The sequence below is a fragment of the Streptomyces sp. NPDC012935 genome, assembly GCF_042900345.1.
Taxonomy (GTDB): Bacteria; Actinomycetota; Actinomycetes; order Streptomycetales; family Streptomycetaceae; genus Streptomyces.
Window position 1 is genome coordinate 146,879 of sequence record NZ_JBIBBC010000017.1, and the last position, 16,470, is coordinate 163,348.

Consider the following 16,470-nt stretch of genomic DNA (forward strand, 5'->3'; position numbering starts at 1 on the left):
TCGGTAAATTACCGTAGGGTAAATTGAAGGCCATGACAAGACTGAACTCCAGGGCCGGCACCAAGGGCGTGCCACGGGCCGCGCGGGAACGGCAGGTCCTAGCCGCGGCCACGGAGGAGTTCGGCCGTCACGGCTACGAGGCCACGACCGTGGCGGCCGTCGCCGCTCGCGTGGGCGTCACCAAGCCGCTGGTGCACCAGTACTTCGGCAGCAAGCAGGATCTCTACCTCGCCTGCCTGAACCCGATCGGCGACCGGCTGCTCGAAGCCATCCGCGCCGCGATGGCCGCGGGGGACACCGGCGGGCCGCCCACGCCCCTGCGTGTGCTGCACGGCCTGTTCACGGCGCTGGACGGGCAGCGCGAGGCGTGGTTCGTCCTGTACGACGCGTCAGTGCCGCCCGACAGCGACGCCGCCGACCGCGCGGCGTACTACCGCGGCGCCATCGACGACCTGGCGGCGATCGGTACCGCCGATCTCGTGTATGCGGGCGGTGCCGGCGATCCGCTCGACGCCGACGCGCTCAAGCATGCTTGGCGGGGCCTGTGCACCGCCCTGGTCCGCTGGTGGATCAACCACCCCGACCAGTCGCCGGAGGCCATGGCCCAGCGCTGTGCGCGGCTCTTTGCCGTCGGCCGGGGCGTCCTCGGAACCTAGCGCGGCGCGACGGCGGGACGGCGGGGGACGGCGGGACGGCGCGAAGGCGCGGCGGCGGGGGACGGCGGGACGGCGCGAAGGCGCGGCGGCGGGAGGGCGCGACGGCACGGCGGCGGGCATGGGCCGATGGAGCCCTGCCCGCCGCTGCCGCCGCCGCCGCTCAGAAGTCCGTGGGCAGCCCGCTGGCCTCGGCAATGCCCCGCAGCTCTTCTGTCTCCCTGTGTCGCTCCCTGATGTAGTCGGCGATCTCGCTGAGGCGGGCGGGGTCGGAAGCGGTGGTCGCGTCGGTGACGATGCGGACCGGGCCGGTGTCGTCCACGTCGATCTCGACGACTTCGTTGTCCATACGACCGGTGACGGCGGTGGCGATGACCAGGGCGGCCTCGTCGCGCACCTCCTGAGGCAGCTCGTCGCCGCCCCCGGAGTCGAGCGCGACGTCGAGGCCGGAGAGGCGCTCCTCGGCGATCGCCTGGAGGACTGGTTCCACCAGGCGCCGCAGAAGGCGGTAGTCCTCCGTGTCCATCCGGATGCGCAGGAGGTCCAGGTACGCGTCCACGGGCCGGCCGTCGCCATTCGGAATCTCGGAATCGCTCATCTGCTTCGTGTTTCCAGCACGACGCCGCTCACACACGTTGCCAGCGAGCCATGGCGAACGAGAACAGACCGAACAGCACCAGACCGGCCGCGACGCAGGCCAGCAGCCAGGGGCCGAGCGGAGTGTCGGCGAATGTACGCAGAGTGTCGTCCAGCCCCTTCGCCCGGTCGGGCTCGTAGTCGATCGCCGCACGGATGGCGAAGACTCCCGCCACGGCGAACACCAGCCCGCGCGCCACACCACCGACCACGCCGGTGACATCCACCAGGTGCCGTGCCCGGCGGCTCATCTGCCCGAGCTTGAGCTTGTCGTGGTACTTGCGCAGGACGGCCCGTACGGCGATCCAGCCGCCCGCCGCGACGACGGCGATGCCGGCCGCGCCGACCAGCCACTGGCCCGCGGGTATCTCCAGTGCCCTGGCGGTGGCGTCCCGCGACTGCTGGTCGCTGGATCCGCCGCCGCTCTGCTCCCGGCTCGCGGCGAAGGACAGCACCGAGTAGGCGACGAAGACGTAGAACGCGAAGCGGACGGTCGCCAGCAGTCGCTTGCGCGCGCTACGGCCGTCCTTCCCGACGGAGCCGAACAACGCCTCGGACAGCCTCCACAGGGCCATGCCGACGAGGCCGATGCCCAGCGCCCACAGCAGTACCGCACCGAAGGGTTTGTGCGACAGTTCCTCCAACGCCCCGCCGCGGTCCGCCTGTTCGCCTGTGTTGCCGAAGGCGATCTGCAGTGCCAACGCGCCGACGAGCAGATAGATCACTCCCCGGGCGGCGAGACCCGCCCGCGCCGCCCCCTCGGTGACCGAACCCCGCGCTGCCCGCTCGGCCCGGAACCGCCCCGGGCGTGTCAATGCACTCGTGTCCATGGAGACCTCCCGGCAGACCGGATGCCCAGGCAAGGCCGTCACACACGCCGCCCTGCCGCCTGCCAGGGGAATTCGCGGTCAGCCGCGGCGGCTGCGTGACGACGTCAGCGTCCTGGGACAGGTGCGAGGGGTGCGGTGAGTCGTTCGCCGGGTCGCTGCCGCCGACGCGGAAGGTGTCCAGGGTGTCCAGGAGTGCGTGCGGCGGCGCGGCGGTGGCCGATCCCGAACCGGCTGAGGCGAAGATGGGGCGGGAGGTGTCCTGACATGGGCGCGTACGTGGAAGCGAACGGAACCACGATCTGGACCGAGAGCCGTGGCCAAGGGCCAGGCGTCCTGCTGATCGCAGGGCTGAGCGACCCGGCCGAGGCGTGGCAGGCGCAGCTCGACGCGCTGTCGGACCGGTACCGGGTCATCGCCTTCGACAACCGGGGGTCGGGGCGGACACCGCTGCCCGACGGGCCCCTGTCCGTGGCGATGATGGCCGACGATGCCGCGGAAGTGCTCCGTGCGTTCCAGGCCGACAGGGCGCATGTCGTCGGTTTCTCGGGCGGCAGCGCGATCGCGCAGGAGCTGGCGCTCCGTCACCCTGAGGCTGTCCGCAGCCTCGTCCTCACGAGTACGTGGGCACGAGCCGATGCGTACTTCACCGGCATGACCCGCTTCTGGCGGTGGCTGGTGACGCAGGCGCCGGACGAACGCGCCATGCTGGAGGCGTTCTTCCTGTGGATCTACACGCCCCGCGCCCACGCCGACGGCACGGTGGAGCGGTTCATCGAGGAAACGCTCGCCTTCCCGTACCCGCAGTCCGCCGAGGCCTTCCAGCGTCAACTGGAGGGGTTCACGCCCCACGACACACTCGACCGACTGCCCGGCATCACGGCACCGACACTGGTCCTGGCCGGCGAACGGGACATCGCCACGCCACCGCGGTTCGGGCGGATCGTGGCCGACGCCATCCCGGGTGCCCGATTCGAGATCCTGGCGGAGGAGGCACATCAGCCGTTCCAGGAGTCCCCGGACGCGTACAACGCACGGGTTGGTGCGTTCTGGCGTGAGGTCGAGGGCGGCACCCTGCCGACCTGATCGTCCAGAGGCCTGCGGTGGTCGCTGCCGGCCTCCCGCTCCGAGCGCCTGGCTGCCTCGGCATTGCGACGCCCAGCTGGGCGAAGAAGCCGAAGCCGGCCCGCTGAGCCGCCAGGACCGAACTCGCAACCTCCGCCGACCTATCGGCTCCCCGCCGTGTGATCATCGAACCCGTGATCAGCCAGGGGACCAGACCAGCCGGACGCAGCACGTGGATCGGGATAGCGGGGGCAGCGCTCCCGCTGTACCTGACGATGATCGCCGCCTCAGCCGGCGCTCTGGTCGACACCGCGCTGCTCGGCAACCACGCCACCGCCACCCTCGCCGCCTTCGCCGTCGCCATGGCCGTGTTCAGCCCCGCTACCGCCACGGTGGCGGGCGCGCTGCGCGGTGTGATGCCGTTCGTCACGCCGAACAAGGAGGATCCTGACCGTCTGCTGCCCGTGGTGCGCAGCGCGATGTGGCTCGCGATCACCGTTGGCGCCCTCGCCGCGGCGGCGGTCGCGTCTGTTCCTCTGATCGGCCAAGCTGCCGCGGTTCCCCCCACCACCCTCGACCAGCTGGGGATTTTCCCCCTCCTGCTGGCCGGCAGCGTGCTCGCCATCGCGGTCAGCTCGTCAGCCACGTCCGTCCTGGTGGCACTGGGCCACTCGAAGTTGGTGATGCGGGCCGGACTGCTCGGCACCGCCGCATCTGCCACGCCGTCCGTCCTCTTCGTGGGTGGTCCCGGGCCGCTGCCCAGTTACGGCCTGACCGGGGCAGGCATCGCCATGCTCGCCTCCAGCGTGATCAGCGCCTGTGTCAACCAGGTGTCCATCCGCCGCTCTACCGTGCTCAGCGGCCGCTCATTACATCCGGGCCGGCCCGATGTGAAGCAGGTCTGGACATTGGGCACCGTGGGGATTCCGCTGGCCGGCACGGTACTCGTCAAGTTCGCGGTCCTGGGCGTATTGACCTTCGCGGCGGCCAGGACCGGGACGGACAGCGCCGCGGTGCACAGCGTCGGCATCTCCTTGGCCAACCTCATCTTCACAGCTGCGGTGGCGGTCGGCCAGGCCACCATCCCGCTGATCTCCGACTACGCGACGAAGCACGACAGCGCGCGCATCCGGCGCAGCGTTCGGGCGGGAACGTGGCTGGCACTGGTCGTTGTGGGGTTCATCGGGGCATCGGTGATCGTCCTCAGTTCATGGGTCGTTCCGCTGTTCACCCAGGACGTTGATGTGCGGCCACAGATCACGGACCTTCTGCCGCTGGTGCTGGCCGTGGTCGTCACCGACGCGCTGCAGGCAGTCGTCGGCTTCGGCCTCATCGGTCTCAAGCGCACCGTGTCGAGTTTTGTGTCGACCTTCGTCTGCTACGGAGTCCTGGCCGCTGTCGCCGCACCGGTAGCCGTAGCCGGAGGGCTTTCCGCCCTGTGGACGGCTCTCGCCCTTGCCAACCTGCTCCAGGCAGTGAGCAAGGCCTGCTCCTTCTACCGGCACAGCACCTTCGGCGAGAACCGCGAACACGCATCAGCTCAGGTACGGTGAGGGACTTGAAGCTGGCACTATGGATCGGACTTGCCGTCTGCGTCGCCTTCATCGCCTGGGTGGCCTGGGGGTTCCTTCAGTTCGACCACGACATCGACCATCCCCGCGAAGGCGGCTTCTCCGGCTGGCAGTGCGACGACCGCGACTGCGGCTCCTGACGGTGCGCCACTCCCGGCTCGGTCCGGTGTGTGATCCTCCGAGCCGGCTACCGACCTTGACTGCGGCGTCTGTCCGCACGCACGCGTGCCCGTGTTGTCAGTGGGCCCTGCCAGGATGACGTACTGCAGGATCCCGCGTTCGACGAGCCGCGTTCCCGCACTGTCCTGCTCACGGCAGCGGAGTGCGCGCTGGGGGAGCTGACGCTGGGCTGCTTCCCCCACGGCGACTTCGACGTTCCCCTCCCTCTCGTCGACGAGACGCTCAGCAATGACGACATCTGGTACAGGGAGCGCAGTGAACCCGCCGTCCCGGCGACCACGGCGCCGACCTGGGTCCACGCGTTCGCTCTATGTGTTGTCAGTGGCCTGATATGGCAGCGGGAGCGCGTGATCGGTCCGCTGCTGCACGAGGACTTCGCGCCCGCCATCCGTGACGGAATCCCGTACTCGGAGCGGGAGTCGGTGTCAGCGCCCGGCGACCTTGCAGAGATGGACGCGCTGTGCGCCTACCTGACCGTCGTACAGGGGCCGGTGCCTGGGGCGCGGCCCGGCCGGATCCCGCTGGACAAGCCGGACGCCGAGGCCCGTGCGCAAGCGGCCGGGCACCTGGAGGCGAGCGGGACGCTGACGCCGGATCAGAGGCTGCTGCGCGTTCTGCTCGATGACGACCAGGTCACTTTCGAACATGCCTTGGAAGAGCGGCTTGTGGCGCACGGCGAGAATGCCGGAAGCGACCCGGCCCCCAGCAGTCTGCTGCCTGTGGGTGCCGTGGCGCTGGCCGCGCTCGCCTCCCTCGCGCACGGCTGGCAGTTGGGCCTCCGGTCCGGCTACCTGCCCGAATCCCTGCTGTGTGCCCCGCAGCAGTAGCCGTCGGTGACGTGTTCCGCCGTGATGGTGGGAACGGATGAGACCCGGCTGGTCTGCGCCACATCGTGCCGTGAGAGCGCGGCCGGCCCGGCGCCGCCGACGCCTGGACCGGGGGCCGGCGATCGACCGCTGAGGAGGACACGGGGCGGCCGGGCCGGCTGCCGCCCGGCGCGGATCGACGCCCCTGGAACGCTCGCACGAACCGCCGGACGCTCGTAGGGCTGCGCGATCCAACAGGTCGGCGAGGGGCGGGGTGCTTCCCCCGCCCGTCCGCGTCATGGGACCCAGGACAGGCCGTCCGCGGCGACGGTGAGCCCGTCCGGGGTGCCGGCACTCGGTTCGTCGAGCGGGCTGCCGTACAAGGCCTGTTCCTGGAGGTCGTTGCCGGTGCGGAAGGTGTCGGTGACGACCTGGGTGGACAGCAGGGGGTTCATTCGGTCGTCGCCGGTCGTCAGGCGGTCCACCGCGCTGTTCAGTTCGGCGGACGCGGCACTCCAGTGGGCGTGGCCGGTTGCGATCACTGCTGTGTCTCCGGAGGCCACGCCACCGGCCAGCTCGGCGAAGGCGGCGACTTCGTCGAGGTCGACCCGGGTGACCTTCTTCGCCGACCAGAAGTACGACTGCTCGTTGCGTTCCATGTCGTAGAAGGCGATGAGGAACTCGTAGAACACGCCGTACTCACGACGGTAACGTGCCTCGAACTCGGCGAAGCCGCGCTCCTCGGGGACGCTGCCGTCGAGGGCGGAGTTGACCGCGCGGGCGGCCAGCAACGCGCCGTACGTCGCAAGGTGGACGCCCGAGGAGAGCACCGGGTCGACGAAGCACGCGGCGTCGCCGACCAGCGCCATGCCCGGTGTCCGCAGCGACTTCTTCCAGTAGGAGTAGTCCTTGCGCACGCGCACCCGGTCGTACGGCGGCTCGCTCGCGACCGGTACGTCCGTCAGCAGACGGTCGACTTCCGGGCACGCCTTGATCATGTCCTGCCAGGCGCCGCGCGGGTCCTGCTGGACGGCCGCGTAGTGCTCGGGTGAAATCACGGCGCCGACGCTGGTCAGATCGTCGCGCAGCGGGATGTACCAGAGCCAGCCGGCGTCGAACGCGGCGCAGAAGATGTTGCCGCTGTTCGGCGCGGGGAGGCGGCGGCCACCGGCGTAGTAGCCGAACACGGCGAGGTTGCGGAAGAAGTCGGAGTACACGCGGGCTCCGCCGACGTGGCCGTGGATCCGGCTGGTGTTGCCGGACGCGTCGATCACGAACCGGGCGTGTGCCCTGCGCGCGGTCCCGTCCGGGTCGGTGTACTCGACGCCGTGCACCCGCTCGCCGTCGGTGAGCACGCGGCGTACGGGAGTGCCCTCGCGCACCTCGACTCCGACGCGTTCGGCGTTGCGCAGCAGGATCTCGTCGAACCGGGAGCGCTCCACCTGGAAGGCCGTCGCAGTGGGCTCGGGCAGGCGGGGTGTCATGGAGAAGGAGAACTGCCAGGGCTCCGGGGCGCTGCCCCACCGCAGTGTCCCGCCGCGTTTGAGGGTGAACCCGGCCCGGGCGACCTCGTCGGCCACTCCGAGGATGCGGCACACGCCGTGCACGGTGGCGGGCAACAGCGACTCGCCGATCTGGTACCGGGGGAACGTCTCGCGCTCCAGCAGGAGCACCCGGTGCCCGCGCAGAGCCACGGCCGTCGCGGCGGTCGAGCCGGCGGGCCCGCCGCCCACGACGATGAGGTCGTAGTCCGAGGTCATCGAGAGGGCTCCTCTTCCGTTCTGGTACGTGGTCACCTGGTCAGCTCTGGTACGTGGTCACCTGGTCAGCCAGGCACGGATCGCCGCGGCCGTGCTGTCGGCATCGCGGTTCAGCACGGAGAAGTGGTCGCCGGGCAGGTCCGTGCTGTCGTGGGGCAGCGGCCACTGCGGCTGCCAGTCGCCGTCGGGAGCCGTCTGCCGCATGTGCGAGGTCGGCCGGCCGCGGAGCAACAGGGTCGCAACCGGCGACGGTTCGGGCTGCCAGTTCTCGAGCACGCGCGCGTAGCCGCCCCCGGTGATCAGCAAGGAGTCGTCCAACTGGTCGACCACGTCGTCCGGCAGACCGGCGCCGGCGGCCATCAGAGCCAGCCCGCGAGGGTCGTTGCGGCGCAGCACTCCGGCATGGGAGTCGATGAGGATCACGCCGGCCGGCGGATGTCCCCTGTGCGCGAGGTGGCGGGCCACGGCGTGCGCGACCGCGCCGCCGGCGCAGTAGCCGACGATGACCGGTGCCTGGTCCATGGGCAGAGCGCGCACTGTCTCGGCGTGCGTCCGCACCAGCGTGGCCATGCTGTCCGGGACGGCCCGGCGCGTCCCGAATCCGGGATGCTCCAGCAGGAACAGGTCACGTTCGCCGTCGAACTGCTCCGCCAGATTGGTGGGTTCGCGGTGAAGCGGCGAGAGGTAGTCCGGGATGTAGGCCAACGGGATGGCGTCGCCCTGGGCGAGCCGGACCGGCGGGACCGCATGCCGGGGGCCTTCCTCGTCGGAGAATGCCGGCAGGGCATAGGACGCGAGCTGACGCAGCCCCATGGCCTCCAACGCACCCTGCTCCCGCAGCACTCGGTGGTAGAGCGCGCTGAACCGGAAGGGGGAGGAAGGCGGCGATCGGAATGCGGGCGAGTCCGGCCCGCCCTGCGCTTGCGCACCGCTGCCCGCAGTGGCTGCCGCCTGCGCCGCTGCTTCGGAGCCGTAGTGCGGCAAGGCGCCCGCGTCGATCAGCGCGGCGTGGACGTGCGCGGCCAACTCGGGCAGCGTAGGGAACTCCATCACGACGGTCGGAGCCAGTCGCACGCGCGTGAATGCGCTGAGGCGGTTACGCAGCTGTACGGCGGTCAGGGAGTCGAAGCCGAGCTCGGTGAAGGCTCGTTCGACGGGGAGCGAGGCCGGGTCGGCGAAGCCCAGGACCGCGGCGACCTCGATGCGGATCAGCTCTGCCAGGACCGTCTCGCGTTCGTGTGCGGCGATGGTGGCCAGCCGCTCTCGCCACGCACCGGGCGCTTGCGCTGTAGCACTGACGGCATCCCCCTCCCCAACAGCTCCGACCCTCGGCACGTCGGCCACGGCGCGCTCGGACCGGGCCGCACGCTGTGCCACCAGGTCCGCGAGGACGGACGGCGCGGCCGGGCCGCCCGCTGCCGCGAGGTCCAGCGGGATCGGCACCAGCACCGGTTCCGCAAGCCGCATCGCCGCGTCGAGCAGACGGATGCCCTCCCTCTCGGTGACGGACAGCACGCCGCCCTCGCCGAGGCGGGCGGGCGCGACGCGGGCCGCCATCCCTTCGTCGTCCGCAGTGGACCATGGGCCCCAGGCCAAGGCCTGGGCGGGCAGCCCGCGGGCCACGCGGTGCTGCGCGAGGGCGTCGAGGAAGCCGTTCGCGGCCGCGTAGTTCGACTGGCCCGGCCGGCCCAGGACTCCGGCGGCCGACGAGTACAGCACGAACGCGGACAGGCCGAGGTCCTTCGTCGCCTCGTGGAGATGCCAGGCACCGTCCGCCTTCGGCGCGAGCACAGTCGCGAGCCGGTCGGGCGTCATGGTGTCCACCACACCGTCGTCCACCACCCCGGCAAGGTGGAAGACCGCCGTCGGCGCCGGTCGGCAGGACGCGACCAGGGCGTCGACGGCCGCGCGGTCGCTCACGTCGCACGCCACCACGCGCACCTGGGCGTGCAGGCCGCCCGCCCAGTCGGGGACGCGGCCGCTGCGGCCGGTCAACAGCAGGTGCCGTACCCCGCGTTCAACGACCAGATACCGGGCGAGGCTCTCTCCGAGCGCGCCCGTGCCGCCGGTGATGAGCACGGTCCCCTCGGGGTCCAGGGCGGGTGCCTCGGCGGCTGGTGGATGCGTGAGGGTCAGTCGGGGTGCCAGGACGAGACCGTCACGCACGCAGACCTGCTGCTCACCGGATCGCAGGGCGGTCTCCAAGTCCTTGGGCGATACCGGAGTTCCGCGCCGGTCGACCAGCACGATGCGGTCCGGATGCTCCGACTGGGCACTGCGCACAAGGCCTGCGACCGCGGCCTCGGCGAGGTCCGGGTCCTCCCCGGTGGCGTTGTGGGTGAGCACCGTCAGACGGCCCGGCCGCGCATCGGAGGTCCATTCGCGTACGACCCCCAGCACGGCGGTGAGGAGCTCGCGGACGCGTTCAGGCGCGGTGGCGTCCTCGGGCAGGGCTGCGGCGAGTTGCGCCACGTCGAGCAGCTCATGCTCCGGGCTCGGGCTCGCGTCGTGGATCTGCGCCACGGGCCGCCAGGTGAGACGGTATGTCTCGGCGCGCGCCGTGGCTGCCGTCGGGATCACGCGGGTGACCAGCGACTCCACGGCGGCCAGCGGCCGACCGACGGCGTCGGTGAGGGTGACCCGGAACTCGTCCTCTCCGAGTCGCCGTACGACGGCCCGCGCCGCCGAGGCACCGGTGGCATACACCGTCAGGCCCGTGCAGGCGAGCGGGGCCCGCGGCTGACGCGGTCGCTCGCCCGGCTCCTCGGCCAGCAGCGCGGCGTGCAGCGCCGCGTCGAACAGAGCGGGGTGCAGGGTGTACGCATCCGCCGTCGCCGCTTCTCCGGGCGACAGCGCCAGTTCGGCGAAGACTTCACCGTCCCGGCGCCACAGGGCGCTCACCGCGCGGAAGGCGGGCCCGTAGTGATGGCCGAGCGCCGCGAGGCGGGGATAGTCGATGGGTATCCGCTCGGCGCCTGCGGGCGGCCATGTCCCGCCCGGATCGGTGGGTGGAGCCTGGACCGGGGCGGTCGTCGCGGTGGCATGCCGGCTCCACGGCCCCGTGGCGCCGACCGCGCGGGCCCAGATGGTGACCGGCCGCCCGCCCGCTTGGTCCGGTGCCCCTGCCACCACCTGCACCTGCATCCGATCAGCCGCGGACAGCACGAGCGGTTCGTTGAAGGCCAGTTCGGCCAGCCGGACGGCGCCGCGGGTGCCGGTGGCTCGGCAGGCCAGCTCGGCGAAGAGGGTGGCGGGCACGACGACCCGGTCCCCGATCGCGTGGTCGGCGAGCCAGGGGTGGTCCGTGGTGGACAGCACGGCTGTGTGCCGGATTCCGGGCCCGTCGGCATCGTGCTGCGGTTCCCCCATCAGGGGGTGGCCTGCCGGGGTGCGGTGCCGGACGGCGTTGAGCCAGTAGCGCTGTCGCTGGAAGGGATAGGTCGGCAGCGGACGCCGTCGGGCAGCGCTGCCCGCGTACACGGAACGCCAGCCCACCGGCACCCCGTGCACATGCAGCGCGGCCAGCGCCTCCAGTGCCGTACGCGGATCGCGGCACGACGTGAACACCGCGCCCGCGTCCGGCGCGACACAGTCCTCGGCCGCCACTGCGAGCGAGGCGGAGGGTGCTGCCTCGATGTAAGCCGTGACGCCTTCCTCTGCCGTCCATCGCATCGCGTCGGCGAACCGGACCGTCTCACGCGCCTGCCGTACCCAGTGCTCGGCGTCGGTGAGCGCGTCCTGCTCGGGACGGCCGGTCAGCGTGGACACCACTGGAACCGACGGCCGTTGGTAAGTCACCGTCTCGGCGATCGCCCGGTACTCCTCCAGCATCGGGTCAAGCAGCGGCGAGTGGAAGGCGTGGCTGACCCGTAGCCGGTGGGACGGGTGTGCGATGGCGGCGGCGAGCGCCGTCACCGCGTCCTCGTCACCGGAGAGCACGACCGACGTCGGCCCGTTGACAGCCGCGACCGCCACCCGGCCGGACGCCGCGCCGAGATGGCGCGTCACCTCGGCCAGCGGCGCACGCACCGCGATCATCGCGCCGCCGATGGGCAGGGCCGCCATCAACCGGCCGCGGGCGGCCACCAGCCGGACCGCGTCGGCGCGGGAGAACACACCGGCGAGGTGGGCGGCGGCCAGCTCGCCGATCGAGTGACCGACCAGGTAGTCGGGCCGCACCTCCCAGTCGGCGAGCAGCGTGTGCAGGGCGACCGCGAAGGCGAACAGCGCGGGCTGCGCGTAGTCGGTGCGGTTCAGCAGGCCGGCGTCGGGGGAGTCGATCACCTCAAGCAGCGGCCGGTCGAGCAACGGCGTGAATTCCTCGGCCAGCCCGGTGAAAGCCGCGTCGAAGGCCGGGAAGGCCATGCGCAGTTCACGGCCCATACCGGGCCGTTGGGCGCCCTGGCCCGCACAGAGCAGCGCCACCTTCCGACGGGTACGTGCAGTGCCCCGCAACAGCGCCGGTGTGTCGACACCGTCGGCCAGGTCGCGCAGTCCGGCGAGTAGCCCCTCGGCATCGGCGGCCAGCACGGCGGCTCTGCGGGAGAGCGGCGCCCTGGTGGTTGCCAGTGAGTACGAGACGTCCAGTGCTGCCGACTCGTCGGTCACGTCGGCCAGCGCGGCGGCGAGCTTCGCGGCGTGGGCGCGCAGGCCGGCCTCGTCGCCGCCACCGATCAGCCAGGGTGTGACCGGCAGTCGGGTTGTCGGCAGGTTCGGGGCTGGGGGGACATCGGCACCGGGTGCCGTGCCCGAACCTGCGACCGGCCCCACGCCGGCTGCGTGACCGGACGGGGCGCCCGGCTCCGTGCCTGCTCCGTCACCGGGGCCGGGAACTGGTGCCGCGCCGGAGTCGGCGCCGGTTGCTGTGCTTGGTGCCGTATGGGAACCGGCGCTTGTCTTCGTGCCTGGTGCCGCGCCGGAGTCTGCGCCGGACGCCGTGCCTGATGCCGCACGGGAACCGGCTCCCGTCTCCGTGCCCGGTCCCGCCCCGGAACCGGCGCCCGCTCCCGCACCCGTTCCGGCACCGGACCTGGCTCCGGGGTGGCCGCCGAAACTCACCGTCGCTGCGCCCCCAGCCCCGGTGACACCCCCCTCGCCACCGGAATCGGCAGCCGACGGCTCCTCGATGATCACGTGGGCGTTCGTACCGCCGATGCCGAACGACGAGACAGCCGCGCGCCGCGGCCGGTCCCGGCGTGGCCAGGGTCGCGCCCGGTCGAGCAACCGCACCCCGCCGGCGGTCCAGTCGACGTGCGGGGAGGGTTGCTCCGCGTACAGCGACGCGGGCAGTTCGCCGTGGTGCATCGACTCGATCATCTTGATCACGCCTGCCACGCCTGCCGCGGCCTGGGTGTGCCCCAGGTTCGACTTGACCGAGCCCAGCCACACCGGGTCATCCGGATCGCGGCCCTGACCGTAGGTGGCCAACAGGGCGCCGGCCTCGATCGGGTCACCGAGCGCGGTCCCCGTGCCGTGCCCCTCCACCACGTCCACGTCGGCCGTCCGCAGTCCCGCGTCGGCCAGGGCCAGCCGGATCAGTTCCCGCTGTGCTTCGCCGTTGGGCGCAGTCAGGCCGTTCGATGCGCCGTCGGAGTTGACGGCGGACCCGCGCAGCACGGCCAGCACGGGATGGCCGTTGCGCCGGGCGTCCGACAGTTTCTCCAGCAGCACCAGACCGACGCCCTCGCCCCACGCCGTGCCGTCCGCGCCCGCGGCGAACGACCGGCAGCGGCCGTCCGGCGACAGGGCCCGCTGGCGGCTGAACGCGACGAACGGCTGCGGGCTCGACAACACCGTCACACCGCCGGCCAGTGCGAGTGTGCACTCCCCGGCGCGCAGCGACTTGGCGGCCAGGTCCATCGCGACCAGCGACGACGAGCAGGCCGTGTCCAGCGTCATGACCGGGCCGCGCAGCCCCAGGACGTAGGCGATACGGCCGGAGGCGACACTGCCCGACGACCCGATGCCGATGTGCGACTCCAACTCGTGCGGGGAGACGCCGTTTCCGTACCCGACGTGCATCAGCCCGACGAACACGCCGGTGCTGGTGCCGCGCACCGTCGGCGCGGGGATGCCCGCGCGTTCCAGCGTCTCCCAGGCGACCTCCAGCAGCAGCCGGTGCTGGGGATCGGTGGCCAACGCCTCACGCGGCGACATACCGAAGAAGAGCGGGTCGAAGTCGGCGACGTTGTCGAGGAAGCCGCCACGGCGGGTGTACGTGGTGCCGATCCGGTCGGGGTCGGGATGGTGGAGGGCGTCGAGGTCCCAGCCCCGGTCGGTGGGGAACTCGCCGGTGGCGTCCACTCCGTCGGCCGCCAGGCGCCAGAGTTCCTCGGGCGAGCCCACCCCGCCCGGATATCGACAGCCGACAGCCACGATCGCCACCGGTTCGGCATGCGGACCGCGCTGCGGCACCGTTGTCGCGGGCACGGGCACGGGCACGGGCACGGGCGCGGACGCCGTCGAGTACGTGGCCATGGGCGTGGCAGTCTGGTGAGTCCGGCGCATTCGGGCGTCCAGATAGGCGGCGACCGCGGCCGGGTTCGGGTGGTCCCAGACCAGCGTCGCCGGCAGCCGCAGTCCTGTGCGCAGACTGAGCCGGTGCCACAGGGACATGGCGTCCATGGAGGTCAGACCGAGATCGGCGAACGCGGTGCCGGGATCGGCGGCCGACCCGCGGATGGCCGACGCCTCCGCACACACCAGGTCGGTCAGCGCGGCCTGCCGCTCGCCCGGCGTGCGGTCTGCCGGCAGTTCGAGCGTCGGCTCGGCCGCCCGCTCGGCGAGGGCCTCGCGCAGCAGGGCCCGGCGCGGCTTGCCTGCAGCGGTGCGCGGAACGGCCGGCGTGAACAGGATCTCCTCGGGCACCTTGTGCGCGGAGAGCACCGCGGCGCACGCCCGTATCAGGCCTGCGGGCTCGAGAGTGGACTCGGCGGGGACCACGAACGCCACCGGAACCTCGCCGAGCAGCGGATGCGCCCGCGCCACCACGGCCGCGTCCCGCACGCCGGGCAGGCCGCGCAGCACCTGCTCGACCTCGGCCGGGTCGACGTTCTCGCCGCCGCGCACGATCCGGTCGCCGACCCGCCCGGTGACGGTCAGACAGCCGTCCTCGCCGAGCCGGCCCAGGTCACCTGTCCGGTACCAGCCGTCGCGCAGGGCAACGGCGGTCTCCTCGGGCCGGTCGTGGTAGCCGAGCATGACGCCGGGGCCGCGGACCCAGATCTCGCCCTCCGCGCTGTCGGTGGCCTCGCGTCCGTTCTCGGGATCGACCAGCCGAACGTCCATGCCGGGCAACGGCAGCCCGCTGCTGCCGCGTACCGACGGCCCGTCGGGCACCTCCATGGCGATCTTGCCGCAGGTCTCGGTGCTGCCGTAGCCGTCGAGGAGCGGGGCACCGAACCGTGTCCCGACCTGCTCCCGCAGATCCGGCCCGCTGGGCGCGCCGGCGGTGACGCAGAACCGCAGCGAGGCCACCGTCCCCAGACCGGCATCCAGTAACTGCCGGTACGTGAGGGGAACTCCGCCCAGGACGGTGGGCGCGTACTCCTCGACCAGCCGGACCAGTTCGCCCGGCTCCGGTGCCGCGGTGATCCGCGCGCTCGCGCCGGCCACGGTAGTGCCCAGTACGCACAGCGAGTGGGCGTAGGTGTGCGACAACGGCAACGGCCACAGCACTCGGTCCGTCGCCGAAAGCCCGAGCCGGGGGACGTAACAGGCGACGGAGGACCAGAGTGCCGAGCGCTGGCTGGACACCGCGGCCCTGGGCGTGCCGCTGGTACCGGACGTGTACAGCAGCCAAGCCGGCTCGTCCAGGCCGAGATCGTCACGGGGCGAGGCAGCCGAGGCTTCGGCGACGAGGCCCTCGAATCGCGTGGCGCCGTCCGGCAGTTGCCCCTCGCCGGTCACCACCAGCCGCAGCGCCCGACCTGCCGTCAGCCGGGTGATCCGCGGCAGGTTCCGCCGGTCGGTGACCAGTACGGCCGGCTCGCAGTCGGCCAGTAACGCCGCGAGCTCGGCGTCGGTGGCGCGAGAACTCAACGGCACACCGACCGCGGCGGCCCGCACGGTGGCGAGGACACCCTCGACCACCTCAACGCTGTTGTCCAGGCAGAACGCCACCCTGGCACCCCGGTCGACCGCCAGCCGCACCGCCAACCGAGCCGTCCGACGCTCCAGTTCGGCCCAGCTCACCGCGCTCCGGTCATCGGCGAACGCGACCTTGTCGGCATGGCGTAAGGAGTTCTCGACGAGCAACTCCGGTACAGACCGCACCTCGAACACGTCCGCCACACCCACCAGGCATCCCCCTCGTCCGGACCGCGTCGACTTGTCGATGAGCGTACGGCGCGGGAACTGGTGCGTGGCGGTGAGGGCTCGTGATTCCGCCGGGGGCCGGGGAGGGGGCGTGGGGCGTCGGTCAGTCGGCGTACACCCGGCCGTCCTTGATGACGAAGTGGGTCGGTTCGGAGCAGCCGAGGGACGGGGTGAGGAGGAGGCTCACCGTCAGCGGGGCGGGTTCGGTGCTTGCGGTGGCGAGTTGGCAGACGGCGCCGGTGCCGGTGAGGGGGAACCAGAACCAGCCGTCCACGTCGCCCACGGTGACGCGGTCGGACTCCTTCCAGGAGCCGCCGGACTGCGTGAAGACCTGCAGGCGCACGGAGGCGGCGTACTCGTCCTGGGTGGAACGCAGAGCGGTGAGCGTGATCTTGTAGTCGGTGCCGAGGACGGACGAGGCGATCTGTCGTGTCTGCGGCCCTGCGGCTGCGGTGCCTGCTGTCGAGGATCCGGCGCCGGCGGCGCCGAGTGCTGCCGCCATCAGCATGGTGAGGGCTACGGCGGTGCCGCGGCGGGAGCGTGTGCGAGTGCGCGTGCGTGCCAAGCTCATGTGTTCCCCCGTTGGAACGAGTTGGGAAGAAACGCTCGAATGCGTTCCGGTCACTGGTGATGACACGTCACTTCGGTCAGAGGTT

10 protein-coding genes are annotated in these 16,470 nt (G+C 71.9%); 5 read left to right on the forward strand and 5 right to left on the reverse strand.

Annotated elements, in window-relative coordinates:
* Window positions 1-32: 32 nt before the first annotated feature.
* Window positions 33-656: a TetR/AcrR family transcriptional regulator gene (locus tag ACFY5C_RS32535; protein WP_389451040.1), complete on the forward strand. Its 624-nt coding sequence runs from the start codon at window positions 33-35 to the stop codon at window positions 654-656.
* 160 nt (window positions 657-816) lie between these two features.
* On the opposite strand, the gene ACFY5C_RS32540 is transcribed toward ACFY5C_RS32535, so the two are convergent.
* Together ACFY5C_RS32540 and ACFY5C_RS32545 are read right to left on the reverse strand one after the other, a co-directional pair.
* Window positions 817-1,251: a hypothetical protein gene (locus ACFY5C_RS32540; RefSeq protein ID WP_369275449.1), complete on the reverse strand. Its 435-nt coding sequence runs from the start codon at window positions 1,249-1,251 to the stop codon at window positions 817-819.
* Window positions 1,252-1,279: 28 nt separating this feature from the next.
* Window positions 1,280-2,119 carry a DUF1206 domain-containing protein gene (locus ACFY5C_RS32545; RefSeq protein ID WP_389451043.1) on the reverse strand — a complete coding sequence of 280 codons (840 nt, stop codon included), beginning with the start codon at window positions 2,117-2,119 and terminating at the stop codon, window positions 1,280-1,282.
* 264 nt (window positions 2,120-2,383) lie between these two features.
* Between ACFY5C_RS32545 and ACFY5C_RS32550 the strand changes: the two genes are divergently transcribed.
* From ACFY5C_RS32550 to ACFY5C_RS32565, 4 genes are all read left to right on the forward strand, one after another.
* On the forward strand, window positions 2,384-3,202 hold the full coding sequence (locus ACFY5C_RS32550) for an alpha/beta fold hydrolase (RefSeq protein WP_389451046.1): 819 nt from the start codon (window positions 2,384-2,386) through the stop codon (window positions 3,200-3,202).
* A 173-nt stretch (window positions 3,203-3,375) separates the two neighbouring features.
* Window positions 3,376-4,734: an MATE family efflux transporter gene (locus tag ACFY5C_RS32555; protein ID WP_389451049.1), complete on the forward strand. Its 1,359-nt coding sequence runs from the start codon at window positions 3,376-3,378 to the stop codon at window positions 4,732-4,734.
* 5 nt (window positions 4,735-4,739) lie between these two features.
* The gene (locus ACFY5C_RS32560; protein ID WP_389451052.1) at window positions 4,740-4,892 is read left to right on the forward strand and encodes a hypothetical protein; all 153 of its coding nucleotides are present in this window, start codon (window positions 4,740-4,742) and stop codon (window positions 4,890-4,892) included.
* A 165-nt stretch (window positions 4,893-5,057) separates the two neighbouring features.
* Window positions 5,058-5,759, forward strand: a complete 702-nt coding sequence (locus ACFY5C_RS32565; RefSeq protein ID WP_389451208.1) for an Imm49 family immunity protein — start codon at window positions 5,058-5,060, stop codon at window positions 5,757-5,759.
* Between the two features lie 275 nt (window positions 5,760-6,034).
* Here the strand turns inward: ACFY5C_RS32565 and ACFY5C_RS32570 are convergent, their stop codons facing one another.
* From ACFY5C_RS32570 to ACFY5C_RS32580, 3 genes are all read right to left on the reverse strand, one after another.
* A complete protein-coding gene (locus ACFY5C_RS32570) occupies window positions 6,035-7,498 on the reverse strand; it encodes a tryptophan 7-halogenase (protein WP_389451055.1) in 1,464 nt (487 codons plus the stop codon).
* A 57-nt stretch (window positions 7,499-7,555) separates the two neighbouring features.
* Complete coding sequence (locus ACFY5C_RS32575) at window positions 7,556-15,796, reverse strand: SDR family NAD(P)-dependent oxidoreductase (RefSeq protein ID WP_389451058.1); 8,241 nt, start codon at window positions 15,794-15,796, stop codon at window positions 7,556-7,558.
* A gap of 121 nt (window positions 15,797-15,917) precedes the next feature.
* Window positions 15,918-16,385 carry a hypothetical protein gene (locus ACFY5C_RS32580; RefSeq protein WP_389451061.1) on the reverse strand — a complete coding sequence of 156 codons (468 nt, stop codon included), beginning with the start codon at window positions 16,383-16,385 and terminating at the stop codon, window positions 15,918-15,920.
* Window positions 16,386-16,470: the final 85 nt, after the last annotated feature.

Coding starts and splice junctions, on each gene's coding strand:
- ACFY5C_RS32540 (WP_369275449.1), bottom strand. CDS start 1,251: ATGAGCGATTCCGAGATTCCGAATGGCGACGGCCGGCCCGTGGACGCG.
- ACFY5C_RS32535 (WP_389451040.1), top strand. CDS start 33: ATGACAAGACTGAACTCCAGGGCCGGCACCAAGGGCGTGCCACGGGCC.
- ACFY5C_RS32550 (WP_389451046.1), top strand. CDS start 2,384: ATGGGCGCGTACGTGGAAGCGAACGGAACCACGATCTGGACCGAGAGC.
- ACFY5C_RS32545 (WP_389451043.1), bottom strand. CDS start 2,119: ATGGACACGAGTGCATTGACACGCCCGGGGCGGTTCCGGGCCGAGCGG.
- ACFY5C_RS32570 (WP_389451055.1), bottom strand. CDS start 7,498: ATGACCTCGGACTACGACCTCATCGTCGTGGGCGGCGGGCCCGCCGGC.
- ACFY5C_RS32580 (WP_389451061.1), bottom strand. CDS start 16,385: ATGAGCTTGGCACGCACGCGCACTCGCACACGCTCCCGCCGCGGCACC.